This is a genomic window from Mesorhizobium sp. ArgA1 (assembly GCF_053714375.1).
In genome coordinates this window covers 1,249,397-1,267,133 of sequence record NZ_JBSKBQ010000001.1, presented here as the reverse complement: position 1 = coordinate 1,267,133, position 17,737 = coordinate 1,249,397, and the positions used below count along the sequence as shown (strand labels likewise).

The 17,737-nt window shown below is 62.8% G+C and carries 17 protein-coding genes and 1 tRNA gene; 13 read left to right on the top strand and 5 right to left on the bottom strand.

Annotation, left to right across the window (positions count from 1 at the left end):
* Window positions 1–51 precede the first annotated feature (51 nt).
* Window positions 52–1,653, top strand: a complete 1,602-nt coding sequence (locus tag ACWGTI_RS06185) for an inorganic phosphate transporter (protein WP_454586257.1) — start codon at window positions 52–54, stop codon at window positions 1,651–1,653.
* Window positions 1,654–1,777: 124 nt separating this feature from the next.
* Here ACWGTI_RS06185 and ACWGTI_RS06180 read toward each other — a convergent pair whose 3' ends face one another.
* Both ACWGTI_RS06180 and ACWGTI_RS06175 read right to left on the bottom strand, forming a co-directional pair.
* The gene (locus ACWGTI_RS06180; protein ID WP_454586256.1) at window positions 1,778–2,938 is read right to left on the bottom strand and encodes a patatin-like phospholipase family protein; all 1,161 of its coding nucleotides are present in this window, start codon (window positions 2,936–2,938) and stop codon (window positions 1,778–1,780) included.
* Complete coding sequence (locus tag ACWGTI_RS06175; RefSeq protein ID WP_454586255.1) at window positions 2,931–3,719, bottom strand: acetoacetate decarboxylase; 789 nt, start codon at window positions 3,717–3,719, stop codon at window positions 2,931–2,933. The genes ACWGTI_RS06180 and ACWGTI_RS06175 overlap by 8 nt, the downstream gene beginning before the upstream one ends.
* A gap of 211 nt (window positions 3,720–3,930) precedes the next feature.
* Between ACWGTI_RS06175 and ACWGTI_RS06170 the strand changes: the two genes are divergently transcribed.
* The 7 genes from ACWGTI_RS06170 to ACWGTI_RS06140 all read left to right on the top strand — a co-directional run bounded on the left by ACWGTI_RS06170 (window position 3,931) and on the right by ACWGTI_RS06140 (window position 10,485).
* Complete coding sequence (locus ACWGTI_RS06170; RefSeq protein ID WP_454586254.1) at window positions 3,931–4,719, top strand: 3-hydroxybutyrate dehydrogenase; 789 nt, start codon at window positions 3,931–3,933, stop codon at window positions 4,717–4,719.
* Between the two features lie 42 nt (window positions 4,720–4,761).
* A complete protein-coding gene (locus ACWGTI_RS06165) occupies window positions 4,762–5,028 on the top strand; it encodes a metal-sensing transcriptional repressor (RefSeq protein ID WP_454586253.1) in 267 nt (88 codons plus the stop codon).
* Entirely contained in the window at window positions 5,025–6,065 is a 1,041-nt protein-coding gene (locus ACWGTI_RS06160; RefSeq protein WP_454586252.1) for a cation diffusion facilitator family transporter, read from the top strand. The genes ACWGTI_RS06165 and ACWGTI_RS06160 overlap by 4 nt, the downstream gene beginning before the upstream one ends.
* A 39-nt stretch (window positions 6,066–6,104) precedes the next feature.
* Window positions 6,105–6,818 (top strand): HoxN/HupN/NixA family nickel/cobalt transporter, encoded by a 714-nt coding sequence (locus ACWGTI_RS06155; RefSeq protein WP_454586251.1) that lies wholly within the window; start codon window positions 6,105–6,107, stop codon window positions 6,816–6,818.
* Between the two features lie 143 nt (window positions 6,819–6,961).
* Window positions 6,962–7,780 (top strand): chromate resistance protein ChrB domain-containing protein, encoded by an 819-nt coding sequence (locus ACWGTI_RS06150; RefSeq protein ID WP_454586250.1) that lies wholly within the window; start codon window positions 6,962–6,964, stop codon window positions 7,778–7,780.
* Window positions 7,777–9,165 carry a chromate efflux transporter gene (gene chrA, locus ACWGTI_RS06145; RefSeq protein WP_454586249.1) on the top strand — a complete coding sequence of 463 codons (1,389 nt, stop codon included), beginning with the start codon at window positions 7,777–7,779 and terminating at the stop codon, window positions 9,163–9,165. Before ACWGTI_RS06150 ends, chrA begins: the two co-directional genes overlap by 4 nt.
* A 336-nt stretch (window positions 9,166–9,501) precedes the next feature.
* The gene (locus ACWGTI_RS06140) at window positions 9,502–10,485 is read left to right on the top strand and encodes a methyltransferase (protein WP_454586248.1); all 984 of its coding nucleotides are present in this window, start codon (window positions 9,502–9,504) and stop codon (window positions 10,483–10,485) included.
* A 62-nt stretch (window positions 10,486–10,547) separates the two neighbouring features.
* Here the strand turns inward: ACWGTI_RS06140 and ACWGTI_RS06135 are convergent, their stop codons facing one another.
* A complete protein-coding gene (locus ACWGTI_RS06135; protein WP_454586247.1) occupies window positions 10,548–11,195 on the bottom strand; it encodes a class I SAM-dependent methyltransferase in 648 nt (215 codons plus the stop codon).
* A gap of 276 nt (window positions 11,196–11,471) precedes the next feature.
* On the opposite strand from ACWGTI_RS06135, the gene ACWGTI_RS06130 reads away from it, so the two are divergent.
* Genes ACWGTI_RS06130 through ACWGTI_RS06120 form a run of 3 tightly spaced genes read left to right on the top strand, consistent with a single transcriptional unit; the run spans window position 11,472 to window position 13,570 of the window.
* Window positions 11,472–12,725 carry a DUF7305 domain-containing protein gene (locus ACWGTI_RS06130; protein WP_454586246.1) on the top strand — a complete coding sequence of 418 codons (1,254 nt, stop codon included), beginning with the start codon at window positions 11,472–11,474 and terminating at the stop codon, window positions 12,723–12,725.
* 55 nt (window positions 12,726–12,780) lie between these two features.
* Window positions 12,781–13,170, top strand: coding sequence for a TadE/TadG family type IV pilus assembly protein (locus tag ACWGTI_RS06125; protein WP_454586245.1), 390 nt, complete (start codon window positions 12,781–12,783; stop codon window positions 13,168–13,170).
* The gene (locus tag ACWGTI_RS06120) at window positions 13,160–13,570 is read left to right on the top strand and encodes a TadE/TadG family type IV pilus assembly protein (protein WP_454586244.1); all 411 of its coding nucleotides are present in this window, start codon (window positions 13,160–13,162) and stop codon (window positions 13,568–13,570) included. The genes ACWGTI_RS06125 and ACWGTI_RS06120 overlap by 11 nt, the downstream gene beginning before the upstream one ends.
* Window positions 13,571–13,854: 284 nt before the next feature.
* Here ACWGTI_RS06120 and ACWGTI_RS06115 read toward each other — a convergent pair.
* Both ACWGTI_RS06115 and ACWGTI_RS06110 read right to left on the bottom strand, forming a co-directional pair.
* Window positions 13,855–13,931: transfer RNA gene (locus ACWGTI_RS06115), tRNA-Arg, on the bottom strand.
* A 106-nt stretch (window positions 13,932–14,037) separates the two neighbouring features.
* Window positions 14,038–15,201, bottom strand: a complete 1,164-nt coding sequence (locus ACWGTI_RS06110) for a M20 aminoacylase family protein (RefSeq protein WP_454573183.1) — start codon at window positions 15,199–15,201, stop codon at window positions 14,038–14,040.
* A 218-nt stretch (window positions 15,202–15,419) separates the two neighbouring features.
* Between ACWGTI_RS06110 and ACWGTI_RS06105 the strand changes: the two genes are divergently transcribed.
* Window positions 15,420–16,601, top strand: a complete 1,182-nt coding sequence (locus ACWGTI_RS06105) for a D-alanyl-D-alanine carboxypeptidase family protein (protein ID WP_454586487.1) — start codon at window positions 15,420–15,422, stop codon at window positions 16,599–16,601.
* A 4-nt stretch (window positions 16,602–16,605) separates the two neighbouring features.
* A complete protein-coding gene (locus tag ACWGTI_RS06100; RefSeq protein ID WP_454586243.1) occupies window positions 16,606–17,712 on the top strand; it encodes a CobW family GTP-binding protein in 1,107 nt (368 codons plus the stop codon).
* Window positions 17,713–17,737 lie beyond the last annotated feature (25 nt).

Sequence of the window (17,737 nt, the reverse complement as noted above, 5' to 3'; positions counted from 1 at the left end):
GCCATAGCGTCATGGCCAGTTCTTTGCTGCAGTGCAAAACGGAGTGGGACGATGGTGGACGTGGTTTCTAGCGAAGCGGGGATTCCGAGACCGGACCATCCGCTTAATCAAACGGGCGGTGCGAAGTGGTTCCTGCCGGCCTTTGGCGTGCTGGTGCTGGTCGGTGTCATCTATGTCGGCTACGCGCTCAGCCAGGATCTGGCGGTGGCCAAGACCGTGCCGTGGATCCTACTTGGAATTGCCTTGCTGATTGCGTTGGGCTTCGAGTTCGTCAACGGCTTCCACGACACCGCCAATGCGGTGGCAACCGTCATCTACACGCGCTCCATGCCGGCCGAATTTGCCGTCATGTGGTCGGGTGTCTTCAACTTCCTTGGCGTTTTGACCTCGAGCGGCGCGGTGGCGTTCGGCATCCTGTCTCTGCTGCCGGTCGAGCTCATCCTTCAGGTTGGTTCTTCCTCGGGTTTCGCCATGGTGTTCGCGCTGCTCGTCGCGGCGATCCTGTGGAACCTCGGCACCTGGTTCCTCGGTCTGCCGGCGTCGAGCTCGCACACGATGGTCGGCTCGATCATCGGCGTCGGCCTCGCCAATCAGTTCATGGCGCCGGCCGGCAGCGCCACCAGCGGCGTCGATTGGGGTCAGGCGACCAATGTCGGCATCACCTTGCTGGTCTCGCCGATCATCGGCTTCTTCGCCGCCGCCATCCTGCTCTATGTGATGAAGCTGCTGGTCCGTAATCCGGCGCTCTATGAAGCGCCGAAGGGCAATACGCCGCCGCCATGGTGGATCCGCGGCCTGCTGATCTTCACCTGCACCGGCGTCAGCTTTGCGCACGGCTCCAATGACGGCCAGAAAGGCATGGGCCTGATCATGCTGATCCTGATCGGCGTCGTGCCGACGGCCTATGCGCTTAACCGCACACCCGACATCAACTATCTAGAGGCCTACAAGGCGGCCTCGGTCGGCGTCGAGACGGCCTTGGGCAATTACATCAAGCCGGGCGTCACTGTCCCCGACGCCAAGGCGGCGGTGCAGGATGCGGTGCGCACCAAGACGTGGAGCGACCAGACGACGGTGGCGCTGCAGACATACATCCACGACACGACGGCTTCGCTACAGCCCTACGCTTCGGTCAACAATGTTCCGACCGATCTGGTCAGCAACGCCCGCAACGACATCTATCTGATCGGTGAGGCGCTAAAGCTGATCGACAAGAAGAAACTGCTGCCGATGGAAGCCGCCGACCTGAAGGCGGTCACCGATTATCACAAGGCCGTCGACAACGCGACGAAGTTCATCCCGCTGTGGGTGAAGATCGCGGTAGCACTTGCGCTTGGCCTCGGCACCATGGTCGGCTGGAAGCGTATCGTCGTCACGGTCGGCGAGAAGATCGGCAAAAGCCACCTGACCTATGGCCAGGGTGCGGCCGCCGAACTGGTGGCGATGGTCACCATCGGCATGGCCGACCGTTTTGGCCTGCCGGTATCGACTACCCATGTGCTGTCATCTGGCGTCGCCGGAACGATGGCCGCCAACGGGTCTGGCCTGCAATGGTCCACGGTGCGCAACCTCCTGCTTGCCTGGGTGCTCACACTGCCGTGCTCGATCACGCTCGCCTTCGTGCTGTTCATCATCTTCCGCCAGGTGTTCTGAGCGGCAGCGCAAGCTCCAACGAGGCAGCGCCGGGTGACCGGCGCTGCCTTTTTCGTTATGGCCGCGGGACAGAGGGGGGTGTGAAGGAACTCGACAGATTAGTCCACGGGTCCGCGTGTCGCTGTCAGGTCGGATCCTCGCGGTGCAGGTCGTGGATGGTGACGCCGTCGGCATTGGTCGGCAGCATCAGCCACTTGTTGTGGCGCAGCGTGCGTTCCGTATCCTCCAGGCCCATCTCCCAGTGCTCGCGCATCGACGTGCCGGAGAACTCGTAATCCTTGGCGTGCCCCTCATAGCCTTTGTGCTGGTAAATGAGGTGGACGATGTTGACCACGCCGGCGTCCGAATAGTCCTGGATCAGTTCCCTTTCGCCGTCCTTCAGCTGCTCCGGCGGCACGCGCTTCAGGGCATCGAGCAACTTCATCTTCAGCGCGTGGATGCGCTGGAAATTGTCGGTGTTCTGGCGTGTACGGCTGGAATACATGATGTCCTTGTGACGCGACAGCACGTCGGCCATGCCGCGCGGCAGCACGCCGCGGGCGCTGAACAGGTCGACCTGGAACACCAGCGAGGAGCGGTCCTCTTCCTGGTCGAGCAGATATTGCAGCGGTGTGTTGGAGACGATGCCGCCGTCCCAATAATATTCGCCCTCGATGCGGATCGACGGGAAGGCCGGCGGCAGCGCGCCGCTGGCCATGATGTGCTCCGGCTCGATGCGCACCTTCTCGGTGTCGAAATAGACGAAATTGCCGGTCCTGACATTGACGGCGCCGACGCTCAGCCGCTTCTTGCCGTCATTCAGCACATCGAAGTCGATCAGGCTCTCCAGCGTGTCCTTGAGCTCGGCAGTGTCATAGAAGCTGGTAGCGCCTTCCGCGCCCGACAGTTGGAGCCAGGGGTTGGGCGAGCGCGGCTTGAAGAAGCCGGGCTGGCCCATCGCCATCGTCATGAATGACGATGTCTGGTTGCGGATATCGCGGTAGATGTCGCCTTCGGGTGTATAGGGCCAGATCTTGCGGCCCGAGACCGTCTGCCAGAACTGTTCCAGCCGCTGCAGCCGGCGGCTCGGCTCGTTGCCGGCAATGATCGCGGCATTGATGGCGCCGATCGAAACGCCGGACAGCCAGGTCGGCTCGCAACCGGCATCGGCCAGCGCCTGATAGACGCCGGCCTGATAGGCGCCGAGCGCGCCGCCGCCCTGGAACACCAGGGCGATGCGATCGTATTGCGCGGTGATTTCCCCAATCGTGGCGGCAGCCGCCTTGCTGCGGTTACGCTCAAGCACTGACGTTCTCCAGTCTGGTCGCGCCGGCAGCACCCTGGCTGTGGTCGGCGAGGTAATCATGAACGACTTCGCCGAGGCCAAGCGTCAGATCGGCTTTGAAGTGCACGGCCGAGACGATGTCGAGCACCGGCAATTTCGCCACATCGGCCATGACGTGCGGGCGAAGATCGAGCGCGGCCGGGGCCGTCCAGGCTTCCTTCAGCGTGATATCGGTGAGGTAATAGCGCACCAGTTCGCAGATACGCGGGGTTCCGTCGACATGCGGGATGATCTTGATCAGGAAGTTGGGCGCGGCAAGCGCGGCAAGCACCTGGTCGTGATCGGCTTCCCGGTGCTTGTAGCCCATCGTGCCGGTGGCGCAGAGAACGCTACCATAGTGCAGGGTGCCGACGACGACTTCGCCCTCATGCACGATCTTTGGGCTGGCGAGCTTCTTCGGAAAACCCCACAGCTCGCGGCCGCCGGCGATCGGCGCATCGTCGTCGAGATACATGGAATGGACGTAACCGCCATGTTGGCCCTTGTAGCGGACAGGGATGACCTGGCCGGTCTCGGTGTAGTCGCCGAAGCCAGTGGAGTCAGGCATGCGGATGAATTCGTATTTGACCAGCGGATCGTCGATCTCCAGTGGCGCCGGCACCACGGCCTCGAGCGCCTCGCGCGTCGTGCGGTAGGTGATGATGACGTATTCGCGATCGAAGAAACGGTACGGGCCGGGCGGGAAAGAAGGGTTGGTCAGCGGCATGGCATAGGCGCGCTTCACAACGTCGGCGATTTCCATGGTGTTGCCCCGGTTGGTTCAGAAAGACCCGCGCGAACGCGCAACCGATTATGTTGCACGGCACCATGACAGCCCCGCGACGGCGCTCCGCTGAGTGGGCAAAGCCCGTCGAAGTGCTGTAACAGGGCCGACATATGGCTATGGCATTGTCATGTTGCGGCGCACAAACTATGTGCCTTTGTAGTCCCTCCCAACAGTCGCGAGATCTCCCATGGGTTCCCTGTCTTCGAAGAATGCGCTCGTCACCGGCTCGACCAGCGGCATCGGCCTGGCCATCGCCCGCGCCTTTGCCGCCGAAGGCGCCAACGTCACCATCAACGGCCTCGGCGACGCCGCGGCGATCGAACAGGAGCGCGCCGGCATCGAGAAGGATTTCGGCGTAAAGTGCCGCTATTCCGCTGCCAACATGATGGACGGCGCGGCGGTGACCGCCATGGTCCACGAGGCTGAAGCTGCCTTCGGCAGCCTCGACATTCTGGTCAACAATGCCGGGATACAGCATGTCGCGCCGATCGACGAGTTTCCCGACGACAAATGGGAAGCCATCATCCGCATCAATCTGTTGGCCGCCTTCTATGCGATCAAGGCGGTGGTGCCGGGCATGAAAGCGCGCAAATGGGGGCGCATCATCAACACCGCGTCGGCGCATGCGCTGGTCGCCTCGCCGTTCAAATCGGCTTATGTCTCGGCCAAACACGGCATTGCCGGCCTGACCAAGACGGTGGCGCTCGAAGTCGCGCAGGACGGCATCACCGTCAATGCCATCGCGCCTGGCTATGTCTGGACGCCGCTGGTCGAAAAGCAGATTCCCGACACGATGAAGGCGCGCGGCATGACCGAGGAGCAGGTCAAGCACGACGTGCTCCTGGCAGCGCAGCCGACAAAGGAATTTGTCACCGTCGAGGAGCTTGCCGCGCTGACGCTGTTCCTGTGTTCGGATTCGGCCAGGCAGATCACCGGCACGACCTTGCCGATGGACGGCGGCTGGACGGCGCAGTAGGCAACTTGACAGTATCCCCCAGGGGAGGATACCGGATTGGGCATGTCCAGCACGATCCATGCCTCTCACCCCGCCATCGTAAAGCGTCTGAAGCGCGCGCAAGGCCACCTTGCCGCAGTGCTTTCCATGTTCGAGGCTCAACGTTCCTGCGTTGACCTCGCACAGCAACTCCATGCCGTGGAAAGCGCCATAAGCAGCGCCAAGCGGGAACTGATCCACGATCATATCGGACATTGCCTGGCCGACACCGCCGAGGGCGGAGCGCACGACTCGCTGGCGGAACTCAAGCAGTTGGCCAAGTACCTATGAGCGATCTCGGCAGGCGTACCCTCGACTGGTTCGGCTTCGGTTCGCACGGCCATGCCGGCCACGATCACGACCACCACGGCCCGCATGGCCATACACACGGCGTCATCGATGCAACCATCGCGACGACCGATCGGGGCATCTGGGCCATAAAATGGTCCTTTGTCATCCTGACGGTCACGGCGGCAATGCAGACGGCCGTAGTGGTCCTCTCGGGCAGCGTAGCGCTTCTTGCCGACACCATTCACAATATTGGAGACGCAACCACTGCCATCCCCTTGTGGGTCGCCTTTATGCTGGCGAGGCGCAAGCCGTCGTCAACCTTCACCTGCGGGCTCGGTCGGGTTGAAGACCTCGCCGGTATCGTCATCGTCCTGGTCATTCTGTTCAGCGCCATCGTCGCCGGGTACCAGGCTATCGAGCGCCTTATCCATCCGCAGGCAGTGACGCATCTCGGTTGGCTGGCGGCGGCGGGCGTCGTCGGCTTCCTCGGCAATGAGGCCGTCGCGGTGTTTCGCATCCGCGTCGGCAGGGAAATCAACAGTGCGGCGCTCGTCGCTGACGGCTACCATGCCCGCACCGACGGGCTCACCAGCCTTGCCGTGGTCATTGGCGCTATCGGCGTCTGGCTCGGATTTCCGCTGGCCGACCCGATCATCGGGCTCGTCATCACGGCCGCCATTTTCGGTATCGTCTGGCAATCGGCGCGCTCGGTGCTCACCCGTATGCTCGACGGTGTCGAGCCGGGTGTAATGGCCGAAATCCATCATGCCGGCCAGCATGTGCCGGGTGCCCACATCGTCGATGCCAAGGCTCGCTGGATTGGCCACAAGTTGCATGCCGACATCGCCATCGCTGCAGACGCCACGTTGCCGCTCGCAGAAGCAAACAAGATCGCGGCAGCGCTGAAGAATGAACTGTTCGAACACATGCCTGCGCTCGCGACTGCCAACATCCGGTTTTCGAGCGAACATGGCGTGCACGAGCATCCACACCCGCACGACCACAATCATGGCGAACACCACGACCACCGACACTGATGTAGGCAGAAAACCACCCGCCTCTGCTAGTCTAGGCTGATGCTCCAGACGCTCGTTGAATTCCAGCGCACCATCTACCTGGCGCTCGCCGATCAGATAAAGCTGCTCTCAGCCGGCGGTGGCTGGCTCGCGTTCCTTGCCTTCCTGCCGATGGGCGTGCTTTTTGGCGCGGCGCATGCCCTGACGCCGGGACATAGCAAAGCCGTCCTGGCCACGTATCTGGCCGGTTCGGACGCGAAGGTTTCGCGCGGCCTTCTGGTGTCGCTGACGCTTTCCTTCACGCATGTGACGATCGCGGTGCTGATTGCGGCGTTCTCGCTACCGCTGGTATCGGTTGCCTTGGGAAGCGTCGGCCGAGCGCCTTTGCTGGAAGACGTCAGCCGTGGTTTGCTTGGCCTGATTGGCGTCTGGATGCTGTGGCGCGCATTGAGCCACGGCCACCATCACAAGCATGAGGGCGAAGCCGTTGGGATCACGGCCGGCTTGATTCCATGCCCGCTGACCCTTTTCGTGATGACCTTCGCTATATCCAGAGGCGTTCCACTTGCCGGCATTCTGTTTGCGGCCACCATGATGGCCGGTGTGGCGCTGACCTTGTCCTGCGTGGCGGTGTTGTCGATCCTGTTTCGGGAGCGGCTGGTGCATTTTTTCGACAGCCGGCCACGCTTGTTCGACATAATATCCAGAAGCATCGAAGGTATCGCCGGCCTCATTCTTGCTGGCCTCGCTGTTTGGCAAATTTCTGCGCGCTGAGGACGGTGAAACGAACAGCCGGGCCAATGGATTGACAAGCACGATGGATCAATCCAGCATAGTGACAAGGGGTTCACCGCGATGGCCCCGTGAGGCGTCAGCCCAACGATCGCGTCCAAACTCTCACTCTGGAGGTGGACGCCATGCCGTCAACAACCGCAATCACCGTACAGCAGCTTTCCCGCCTCGTCGGCCTGCCCGATGCGCCCGAACTCATCGATGTTCGCGTCGACGACGATTACGATGCCGACCCGCGCCTGCTGCCGGCCTCGCGCCGGCGCGATTTCAAGACTGTTTCGACCTGGGCGGGCGAATTCACCGGGGCCCGGGTCGTGGTCATCTGTCAAAGGGGGCAGAAACTCTCGCAAGGCGTTGTCGCCTGGCTGCGCCATGAGGGCATCGCAGCGGAATCGCTGGAAGGCGGCTTCGAGGCCTGGGTCGCGGCCGGCGGCCCGTTGGTCAAGGCAAGCGCCATACCGGCCCGCGATGGCGAGGGCCGCACTGTCTGGATCACGCGTTCGCGCCCCAAGGTCGACCGCATCGCCTGTCCCTGGCTGATCCGCCGCTTCGTCGATCCCACGGCGGTGTTCCTGTTCGTCGAGCCGGCCGAGGTGGTGGCGGCCGCCGATCGTTTCGCGGCGGTTGCCTTCGACATTGACGATGTGTTCTGGAGCCATCGCGGCGATCGATGCACCTTCGACACGATGATCGAGGAGTTCGGGCTGGGCTCCGAAGCGTTGGATCGCCTGGCCTTGATCGTGCGCGCTGCCGACACCGCGCGCCTTGATCTTGTGCCGCAGGCGGCGGGGTTCCTGGCGGCGTCGCTCGGCCTGTCACGCATGTTCCGCGACGATCTCGAACAGCTTGAGGCCGGCATGCTGCTCTACGATGCGTTTTTCAGGTGGTGCCGCGACGCCACGGACGAAACCCACAACTGGCCAAGCGCGGGCAAGGCGCCATGAACGACCTTGCCGCGCACAATGACGCCGGGCAAGCTCCGGCCGCCGCGCCGACCTTCAAGGAGGCGGTAAGGCTGTGGGCGAGGATCGGCCTGCTCTCCTTCGGCGGGCCGGCAGGCCAGATCGCGCTGATGCACAGGGAGTTGGTCGAGGAGCGCCGCTGGATCGGCGAGCAGCGCTTTCTGCATGCGCTCAACTATTGCATGCTGTTGCCCGGTCCCGAGGCACAGCAGCTGGCGATCTATATAGGCTGGCTGCTGCACCGGACCGCCGGCGGCCTCGTCGCCGGGATTCTGTTCGTGCTGCCTGGCGCCGTGGTCATGTTGGGCCTCAGCACCTTCTACGTGCTCTACAACGATGCGCCTGTCATCGAGGCGCTGTTCTTCGGCATCAAGGCGGCGGTGCTGGCCGTCGTCGTGGAGGCGGTGATCCGGATCGGCAAACGGGCGCTCAAGAACCCGGTGATGGTGGCGATCGCGGTGATCGCCTTCCTTGCCATCTATGTCGCCAGGCTGCCGTTTCCGCTGATCATCCTGTTTGCTGGGCTGACCGGCTGGATCGGCAATCGTTTGGCGCCGGCGCGGTTTTCCGGAGCCGCACACGGCAAGGACAATTTGCCCGATGTCAGGGCGGCCGTCGACCTGATGTTCGAACGCGGCGAACTCGCTCACACCAAACCGACGAAAAGGCACGCGCCGCGCACTATCGCGATCTGGCTGCCGATCTGGCTCGGGCCGGTCGTGCTGATCCTGGCGTTGACCGGCCCTGCCAGTGTGTGGACGCAGCTCGGCGGCTTCTTCAGCCTGATGGCGGTGGTCACATTCGGTGGCGCCTATGCCGCGCTCTCCTATGTCGCGCAGGCCGCCGTAACCTCGTTCGGCTGGCTGGCGCCCGGCGAAATGGTCGATGGGCTTGGCCTTGCCGAAACGACGCCGGGACCGCTCATTCTGGTGTTGCAATTCGTCGGCTTCGTCGCCGCCTACCGGCATGCCGGTGCGATGAGCCCGCTCGTTGCCGGATCGCTCGGCGCATTGTTGACGCTCTGGGTGACGTTCGTGCCGTGCTTCTTCTGGATCTTTCTCGGCGCGCCCTACATCGAGGCGCTGCGAGGCAACAAGGCGCTGTCGGCCGCGCTGAGCGCGATCACGGCGGCAGTCGTCGGCGTGGTGATGAACCTTGCTCTGTGGTTCGCGCTGCATGTCGTTTTCAGCGCGGTGCACCGTGTTGGCCTCGGGATGGAGGTGCCGGTGCTGTCGTCGCTGGACTGGCGGGCCGCACTGCTGGCGGCAGCCGCCATGGTCGCCATGCTAAGACTGAAGATCGGCATGCTGCCGACATTAGTCGGCTCGGCACTGGCCGGCTTGGCGCTGCTGGCCTTGCCTGCGTAGCCTTGAGGTCGCGGGCGCTGGTGTGCTGATAGCGCAATGACGCGGTGATGAGACAAGGCACGAGCGCAATCAGGGTCGAAGGCCTCAGCTTCGGCGCAGCCGGGGGAAAGCAGGTGCGCTACGGCTTTTCGACATCTCAGCATCTCTGCCCTGGGGCAAAGGCATTCCCGCATCGGTCGACGTGGTCGAGCCGACGGGCTCCGAAACGGAGGTCCATCTGACGATCGCCGGCGTGCCGGCGGCGCGGAGAGCGGGCGTGCGCTGGTGAACTGATTTGACGAGGTTGGGCGAGCTGTTTCAAAGTCGGTCCCGGATCGCGGAACGGGATATGGCAAGGTGGGTTCTGAGCGGATCGACAAGCTGATCGCAGGGGTGCCACCCGCCCTGGCGCTTCGCGCAGGGTTGGACCTTGGCATCTTCACCCGGCTCGGCCGCAGCGCGATGACCGCCGAGAGCCTTGGGGCGGCGCTCAAAGTCGAGCCCGATCGCCTGTCGCGGCTCCTCTACGCGCTTGCCAGCATCGCTCTCCTCGACGTCGAGGATGGTCAGTTTCGCAACGGAGCCGAAGCGTCGGAGTTCCTCGACGCGTCCAAGCCGACCTATCGCGGCGGCGATCATGCGCTGCTGCGCGAGCTATGGGGCGCCGACCTTTTGACCGCAGACTCGCTGCGGCAGAACCGGCCGGCTGCGCTGCACGACTTTTCCGAGGCTAGCCCTGAGTCCGCGGCGGCCTTCAGCCGCATGCTGGCACCGGGCGGGGTGATTTTCGGCCGAAATCTGGCCCGCGAGCTGGACCTCTCGACGGTCGGTTCGGTGATCGACATCGGCGGTGGCGCCGGGACGATTCTGGTCGGACTTCGTGAGCGGTGGCCGCACATTGCGGCGACGCTGATGGAACTCCCGACGGTCGCAGCGGTCGCGCCAGCCATCTTGTCGGAATACGGTGCCGACGACGTGGTTGTCGAAGAAGGCGACATAACCGTCGCGCCGTCGATCGGCCGGCACGACCTGGCGATCCTGAAGGCCGTTGTCCAGGTTCTTCCGCCGGACCAGGCGCGCAATTCGATCCTGAACGCGGCGCGTTGCCTGACGCCCGGAGGCGAGATCGCGATTGCGGGGTGGGGTGTCGTCGATGACGACCGCCTCGGCCCGGCCGAGGGTGTCTTCCTCAATCTCACCTTCCTGAACCTCTATCGCGCAGGCGAATCCTACACAGAAGGTCAGTATCGGGCATGGATGACCGAGGCTGGATTCCGGGACATTTCCCGGTCGCGCCTGGCGGACGGCACCACGTTGTTTAGTGGGCGGCTTGCGGGCTGATAGCGGGTCGAATGGTGGCTTCGGACGGAAAGTCGGTCCGAGGCGCCCCGTCGCCGTGGCTCTCAGAGCCAGCCCTGGATGGATTGCACAAGGTTCTTGAGGCGGCGGGAGCCGATCTTTCCCCTTACGGGGCAGCGCGGGGTATCGACAGTCTTCTTCACGATGAGCTGTTTGGTGCGCGAAATCTCTTGAAACTCTTGCGCATAGGCGACCAGGAAACCATCGACGGCGGAAGTGGGACGCTCCCAATTTGCCTTGTCGTCCTTGTAGTCGGTGTAGTCGTCCCAGATGAGCATGCCGCCAAGCTTGAGCATGCCCCATGCCAGGACGCTATCCATCATGACGCTTTCGCGCTCGTGACAGCCATCGATATAGACCAAGTCAAATTCCGCCCCTGCCTGGCGCAGCCTGATCAGCGTGGGCAGCGAGAAGTCTCGAATCTTCGTAACCCGATCGGCGTAGCGCCGCAGATTGTTGGAGAACCTTTTCTCCCGCTTGTGGAAGGGATCAACACAGGTGATGACGGCCTTTGGCAAATAGCTGGCAAAGAAGAGGGCGGAACGGCCTTCCATGGAGCCAATTTCCAAAATCGAAAGCGGCGTGTTCCGTAGCGGTTCAAGAATGGGCATCCACGTTGGGAGCTTGTTCGTCACGTAGTCACGCTCGGCAAACGAACCTGAAGCGTTGATGCTCTGCCAATCAAAATCCATTCCTGTCGAACACCCCTTGAGCAGCCGTGATTGTCGTTCCGGCCTCGCCGCACATTTGAACAGTTTTACGCCTTGAAACCATCCCCTGCCTTCTGGGACGGGGCAGCTGAATGTCATTTGGCCGACAACAAAGCTCGCGATAGCGGCATATGGCCTCTCGATACCTCCGACAGCATGAGGCGCGGTCGCAGCAATTGCGCCTAGCCCGTCGGACTACGTCGAATCGGAATGGAGTTTTTAGACATTCGTTTATCTATTCGTGGTTTCTAATAACATATGGCATTCAATGCGTTCATCCGGATCTGGTTTTTTTGGGGCCGCCTGAGGCGCGCCACGAACGGTAACGTTGCCGTCATCTTCGCCTTCACTTTGCCGGTCGTGGTCGGCGGCGCCGGCCTCGGTATCGAGACGTCCTTCTGGTACTACAACAGCCTCAAGCTTCAGGCCGTCGCCGATGCCGCGGCCTATGCCGGTGCGCTCGAGAAAATCGCGGGTTCCGACAAGCCGACCATCATCGCCGCCGCCACGCAGTCGGCGACCTCGAACAATTTTGCCGCGCCGGGCACGATCCAGGTCAACACGCCGCCATTGTCCGGCCCGAACACCGCGAAGAAGGCGGTGGAGGTCATCGTCAAGCAGAACCTCGATCGCTACTTCACGGCGATTTTCAACCAGGCGCCCGTTGCCGAACAGGCAAGGGCGGTGGCGCTGATCAACGATGCCTCCAAGGCTTGCGTGCTGGCGCTCAGCAAGACCGCCGCCCAGGCTGCGCTCTTTTCCGGCAATACCAGCGTCAACCTCACCGGCTGTTCGGTCATGTCGAACTCGACTGCCTCGGACGCCATAAAGACGCAGGGATCGGCGGTGCTCAAGGCCGACTGCCTGATCACGGTCGGCGGCATGGTGCTGAACAATCCAGCGACCACGGTCTGCAAGTCCAACATCACCCAGGCCTTACCGGCATCCGATCCTTACTCCAGCCTGCCGACGCCCGCCGCCACAAACCCGTGCAAGAATGTCAACGGCAACAAAACCACGCAAACACTCCAGGCCGGCACCTACTGCAGCGGCATGGACCTGAAGGGCAATGTTGCGCTTTCGTCCGGCACCTATGTCGTGCAGGGCAATTTGAAGATCAACGCCGGCGCGGTCGTCACCTGCGCCGCACCTTGCACCGGCGTGACCATCTTCATGGCAGGCAGCAACACCGTCAGCATGAACGGCAACGCCAAGGTGACGCTGAGCGCGCCGACATCCGGAACCTATTCCGGAGTGCTGTTCTACGGCGACAGGACCGGGACTGCGGCGCAGAGCACCTTCAATGGCACCGCGGACTCGCTTTTCACCGGCGCCATCTATTTTCCCAAGCAGCAGGTCAACTACCTTGGCAACTTCTCGGGGAACGGCGGCTGCACTCAGGTCGTCGCGGACACCATCCAGTGGTCCGGCAGTACGACCATCAAGCAGGACTGCACCAGCCTCGGGGTGAAGGACATTCCGGCGACGCAGTCCGTTCAGCTCGTCGAGTAGCGGGATGGGTGGGCGAACCTTGCGCATTGTCCGGGACAAATCCGGGATAGCTGCCGTGGAATTCGCCATGTTGCTGCCCGTCCTGTGCCTGGTGTGCTTCGGCATCGCCGACGGCTGGTCCTACGTGACGAGTTACCTGCAGATGCGCGCCGGCGTCAAAACCGCGGCCAACCTCGTCATGGCCGGCGCGTCCAATGACACGGGAACGCAGGCGGTCGCGCTTTCGAGCTGGAACGACAAGCCCGAGGACGCCGCGGTCGTGCTGGTCCGCTCCTATTTGTGCGGCACCACGGTCGTGAATGCGACCACCATATGCGCCGGAGCGAAGCTGCCGACCGTCTTCGTCCAGATAACGGCGACGGGCACCTGGGTGCCCCCGTTCAACTTCGGTGTCTTCCCGGACCCGCGTGCGCTCAGTCATCAGGAGGTGATCCGTGTGCGCTGAAAGGATCGGGTCCAGATGGCGCCGTGACTGCTCCGGCGCAGCAGGGCTGGAATTCGCCTTGGTCGCGCCTGTCCTGGTGATGCTCCTGTTCGGTATCTTCGCCTTCGGTTGGGCCATGAATGCCGTGTCGACCGTCCGCTATACGCTGGAAACCTCTTCTCGGGCGCTGCAGCTGAACAACACGCTTTCGCAGAGCGACATCCAGGCCATCGCCACGCAGAAATTGGTGAACCTGGGTCTGAAGAACGTCGTTGTGACGATCGCGACCGACCCTGCCAACGGCGGCTTCAAGATGGCGCATTTGACCGCCAGCTATGCCTTCGTCATCGCCTTCCCGTATTTCGACCAATTCCCCATCAATTACTCGACAACCGTTACCGTGCCGCTGGTTGCCAGCTAAGGGTATGGCCGGCTTTCATTGAGTTGGCGGCTCCCAACGCAGACCGCAGCGGATCCACCGGGAACCATAGCCGCCCATCTGGAGTTGTTCAACGAGGCGGTCGATTCCCTTTATGGATGTAGTCGCTTATAAGCCCGCTGCTGAGACCTCAGTGGTGGGCTTTATTCAATCGGACTAAAATCTTGCTGCTTGCCTAGCCGCATGTCAGTGAAATCACCGAAAACCAGCGCAACATGATGCAACATGCCGATGGGCTATCTCAATCACCAAGTATCTGATTTCGTTGGTGATCCCGACAGGAATCGAACCTGTGACCTACAGATTAGGAATCTGCCGCTCTATCCTACTGAGCTACGGGACCACGCGGCCAGACACATAGCCGCTTCGGATCGTTTCGCCAAGAGGGTCGCCGAAGGCAATCAAGAGGCCGGCCAAAGGCAATTCGGCCGGCCTTTCGGCAGCCTATGTCAGGCCGCCAGCGCCGTTTCGGCCAGTTTCACCCAATAGCTCATGCCGTGCGGAATGACTTCGTCGTTGAAGTCGTAGGCCGGGTGGTGGAGGCCGGCGGTCTCGCCATTGCCGATGAAGATGAAGGCGCCGGGGCGGGCTTCCAGCATGTAGGAGAAATCCTCGCCGCCCATCACCGGCTGGATGGCGCGGTGCACCTGGGTATCGCCGGCGACGCTTGCCGCGACATCGCTGGCAAACACCGTTTCTTCCGGATTGTTGAAGGTTACCGGGTAATTGGCGTCATAGTCGACAGTGATGGTCGCGCCGAAAGCGGTGGCAATACCGTCGCAGATGGCGCGGATGCGCTCCTCCGATTTCTTGGCGATCTCCTTCTTCAGCGTGCGCACCGTACCGGCGATCTCGGCGGTCTCGGGAATGACGTTGTAGGCGTCGCCGGCGTGGAATTTGGTCACCGACACCACCACGGCCTCGACCGGATCGGTGCTGCGCGAGGCAACCGTCTGCAGGGCGCCGACGAGCTGGCTGGCGATGACGATCGGGTCGATCGTGCCGTGCGGCATCGCCGCATGGCCGCCGCGGCCCTTGACGGTGATGGTGAACTCGGCGGTCGCCGCCATGATCGGACCCGGCCGGATGGCAAACTGGCCGACCGGCAGGCCCGGCATGTTGTGCATGCCGAACACCCTGGAAATGTCGAACCGCTCCATCATACCGTCCTTGACCATCTCGTTGCCGCCGCCGCCGCCTTCTTCGGCCGGCTGGAAGATCACCGCCACCGAGCCGGCGAAATTGCGCGTTTCGGTCAGGTATTTGGCGGCGCCCAGCAGCATGGCCGTGTGCCCGTCATGGCCGCAGGCGTGCATCTTGCCGGGAACGGTCGAGGCGTAGGGTTTGCCGGTGATCTCATTGATCGGCAGCGCGTCCATGTCGGCGCGCAAGCCTATGGTCGCGCCTTCGCCCTTGCGGCCATGGATGATGCCGACGACGCCGGTCTTGCCGAGGCCCGTCACCACGTCGTCGCAGCCGAACTCCTTCAGCTTCTCGGTGACGAAGGCGGCGGTCTTGAAGACATCGAAATTCAGTTCTGGCGTCTGGTGCAGATGACGTCGCCAGCCGGCAACTTCATCCTGCATCTCGGCGGCGCGGTTGAGAATCGGCATTATGGTTCCATCTCGCTGTTGGAGCAGACGGTCTTGGCCTGCTGCTTTGCAATTGTGATTGCCAGGCACTTTGCCATCTTGGCGTCACATAGGGTAAATAGCACCGCAAACAATGTGATCCGGAAATTGAGGGCCGGATCTCATCATGCTGGCCATCTCGTAACGAAATCTTACGGAGCCAGGGGCGACTACGGCAAGAGGCGATTTCGGATTCCATGATGCGGCACAGCCATATCCTCAAATTACTGCTAACGGGCGCCTTGGCGCTGCCGATGCTGGCCGGGCCGGCTTCGGCCAATCCGATTGTCCTGTTCGATCTGAACAGCGGCAAGGTCCTGCAGCATCAGGACGCCTTCAGCCGCTGGTATCCGGCTTCGCTGAGCAAGCTGATGACCGCCTATGTCGCCTTCCGGGCGATTGCCGCCGGCGAGGTCCAGCTCGATTCGCCGATCAAGGTGACCAAGCATTCCGCCGGCGAACCGCCAAGCAAGATGGGTTTCAAGCCGGGCTCGGTGATGCGGCTCGACAATGCGCTGAAGATGATGCTGGTCAAATCGGCCAACGACATCGCAATGGCCGTCGGCGAAAACATCGGCGGCTCTCAGGCCGGCTTCGCCATCCGCATGAACGCCGAAGCCGCGCGGCTCGGCATGACAGGAACGCATTTCGTCAACCCGAACGGGCTGTTTTCGCCGGAGCAGTATACGACGGCGCGTGACCTCGCCTTGCTGGTGATGGCGATCCGCAAGGAATTCCCGCAATATGCGCCCTGGTTCTCGATCGAAGGCCTTGCCGTCGGCAAGAAGGCGATCTCCAACTACAATCTCCTGATCGGGCGCTATCCCGGCGCCGACGGCATGAAAACCGGGTTCGTCTGCCCCTCGGGCTTCAACATGATCGGCTCGGCGACACGCAACGGCCGTACCTTGGTCGCCGTCGTGCTTGGCGAAAAATCGGCGATCAGCCGCGCCGAGACCGCTGCCAGGCTGCTCGACCAGGGCTTTGCCATGGCGGATCCGAACTGGCTCACGGTCGCGGCCATGCCTTCCTACGGCGATACCATGTCGCCCAACGACATGCATGACGAGATCTGCAAGAAGAAGGCACCCGAAGAGCAGTCCGAGGCAGCGCCGCCGGTCGCCGCGAAGGATGCCGCGGCCGCACCAAAATCGCCCTATCGGGAGAAGCTCGACCATGTGCCGACGCTGGTTGCCGTCGGCCTTGGCGGCGCCACCGGGCCGGCGCCGAAGGCGATGCTAGACCAGGGCGGCCAGGACTATGCCGATGTACCGTTGCCGAACTGGCGGCCCGACATCCCGGCGCCAAAGGGTTCGGAACCGGTCGTGGTAGGCTCGGCAACCGCGCTGCAAGGCGACCAGCCGGTCAAGGCCGCGAACTAGGGAGATGGCGGGCTTTCCGATACCCGTCACGGTGCTTACCGGCTTCCTCGGCGCCGGCAAGACGACTTTGCTCAACCGGCTGCTCAAAGACCCGGCTCTTGTCGATACCGCCGTCATCATCAACGAGTTCGGCGAGGTGGCGATTGACCATCTGCTGGTCGAGCAGGCCTCGGACGGCATCATCCAGCTGTCCGACGGTTGCCTTTGCTGCACGGTGCGCGGCGAACTGGTCGACACGCTGGCCGACCTCGTCGACCGGCTGCAGACCGGCCGCATCGCAAAGCTGGCCCGTGTCGTCGTCGAGACCACGGGGCTCGCCGATCCGGCGCCGGTGCTGCAGTCCATCATGGCGCATCCCGCCCTTGTCCAGGCGTTCAGGCTCGACGGCGTCATTACACTGGTCGACGCCGTCAACGGCAATGCAACGCTCGATGGCCATGTCGAAGCCGTCAAGCAGGTGGCGGTCGCCGACCGCATCGTGCTGACCAAGGCCGATCTGGCCGGCGATCCCGGCGATGTGGACGCTTTGCGGGCGCGGCTCCATCAGCTCAATCCGGGCGCCAAGGTGCTGGAAGTCGGCGACAGCCGAACCGGCGTCGCGGCGCTGTTCGATTGTGGCCTTTACAATCCGGCGACCAAATCCGCCGACGTCCGGCGCTGGCTCGGCGAAGAAGCCGCGCATGATCACCACCATCACCATGGCGATCACGATCACGGCGACCATGAGCACGAGCACCGCCACGATTCCCGTGTGCGCTCCTATTCGCTGGTCCACAACGGGCCGGTGCCGTTTTCGGCGATCGAGATGTTTCTCGACCTGTTGCGCTCCGCGCATGGCGACAAGCTTTTGCGGATGAAGGGCGTCATCGAGCTTGCGGAAGATCCATCGCGGCCGCTGGTCGTCCACGGCGTGCAGAAGATCCTGCATCCACCGGTGCGGCTGCCGGCCTGGCCGGACGGCCAGCGCGGCACCAGGCTGGTGCTGATCACGCTCGACATGCCGGAAGACTATGTGCGGCGGCTGTTTGCCGCCTTCACCAACCGTCCGTCGATCGACACGCCGGATCGCGCGGCGCTGGAGAGCAATCCGCTGGCGATTGCCGGGGGTTAAGCAGTTCCAAGGAAAAGTGTGAGCG

Coding starts and splice junctions, on each gene's coding strand:
- ACWGTI_RS06185 (WP_454586257.1), top strand. CDS start 52: ATGGTGGACGTGGTTTCTAGCGAAGCGGGGATTCCGAGACCGGACCAT.
- ACWGTI_RS06175 (WP_454586255.1), bottom strand. CDS start 3,719: ATGGAAATCGCCGACGTTGTGAAGCGCGCCTATGCCATGCCGCTGACC.
- ACWGTI_RS06170 (WP_454586254.1), top strand. CDS start 3,931: ATGGGTTCCCTGTCTTCGAAGAATGCGCTCGTCACCGGCTCGACCAGC.
- ACWGTI_RS06165 (WP_454586253.1), top strand. CDS start 4,762: ATGTCCAGCACGATCCATGCCTCTCACCCCGCCATCGTAAAGCGTCTG.
- ACWGTI_RS06160 (WP_454586252.1), top strand. CDS start 5,025: ATGAGCGATCTCGGCAGGCGTACCCTCGACTGGTTCGGCTTCGGTTCG.
- ACWGTI_RS06155 (WP_454586251.1), top strand. CDS start 6,105: ATGCTCCAGACGCTCGTTGAATTCCAGCGCACCATCTACCTGGCGCTC.
- ACWGTI_RS06150 (WP_454586250.1), top strand. CDS start 6,962: ATGCCGTCAACAACCGCAATCACCGTACAGCAGCTTTCCCGCCTCGTC.
- chrA (WP_454586249.1), top strand. CDS start 7,777: ATGAACGACCTTGCCGCGCACAATGACGCCGGGCAAGCTCCGGCCGCC.
- ACWGTI_RS06135 (WP_454586247.1), bottom strand. CDS start 11,195: ATGGATTTTGATTGGCAGAGCATCAACGCTTCAGGTTCGTTTGCCGAG.
- ACWGTI_RS06130 (WP_454586246.1), top strand. CDS start 11,472: ATGGCATTCAATGCGTTCATCCGGATCTGGTTTTTTTGGGGCCGCCTG.
- ACWGTI_RS06110 (WP_454573183.1), bottom strand. CDS start 15,201: ATGCCGATTCTCAACCGCGCCGCCGAGATGCAGGATGAAGTTGCCGGC.
- ACWGTI_RS06105 (WP_454586487.1), top strand. CDS start 15,420: ATGCGGCACAGCCATATCCTCAAATTACTGCTAACGGGCGCCTTGGCG.
- ACWGTI_RS06100 (WP_454586243.1), top strand. CDS start 16,606: ATGGCGGGCTTTCCGATACCCGTCACGGTGCTTACCGGCTTCCTCGGC.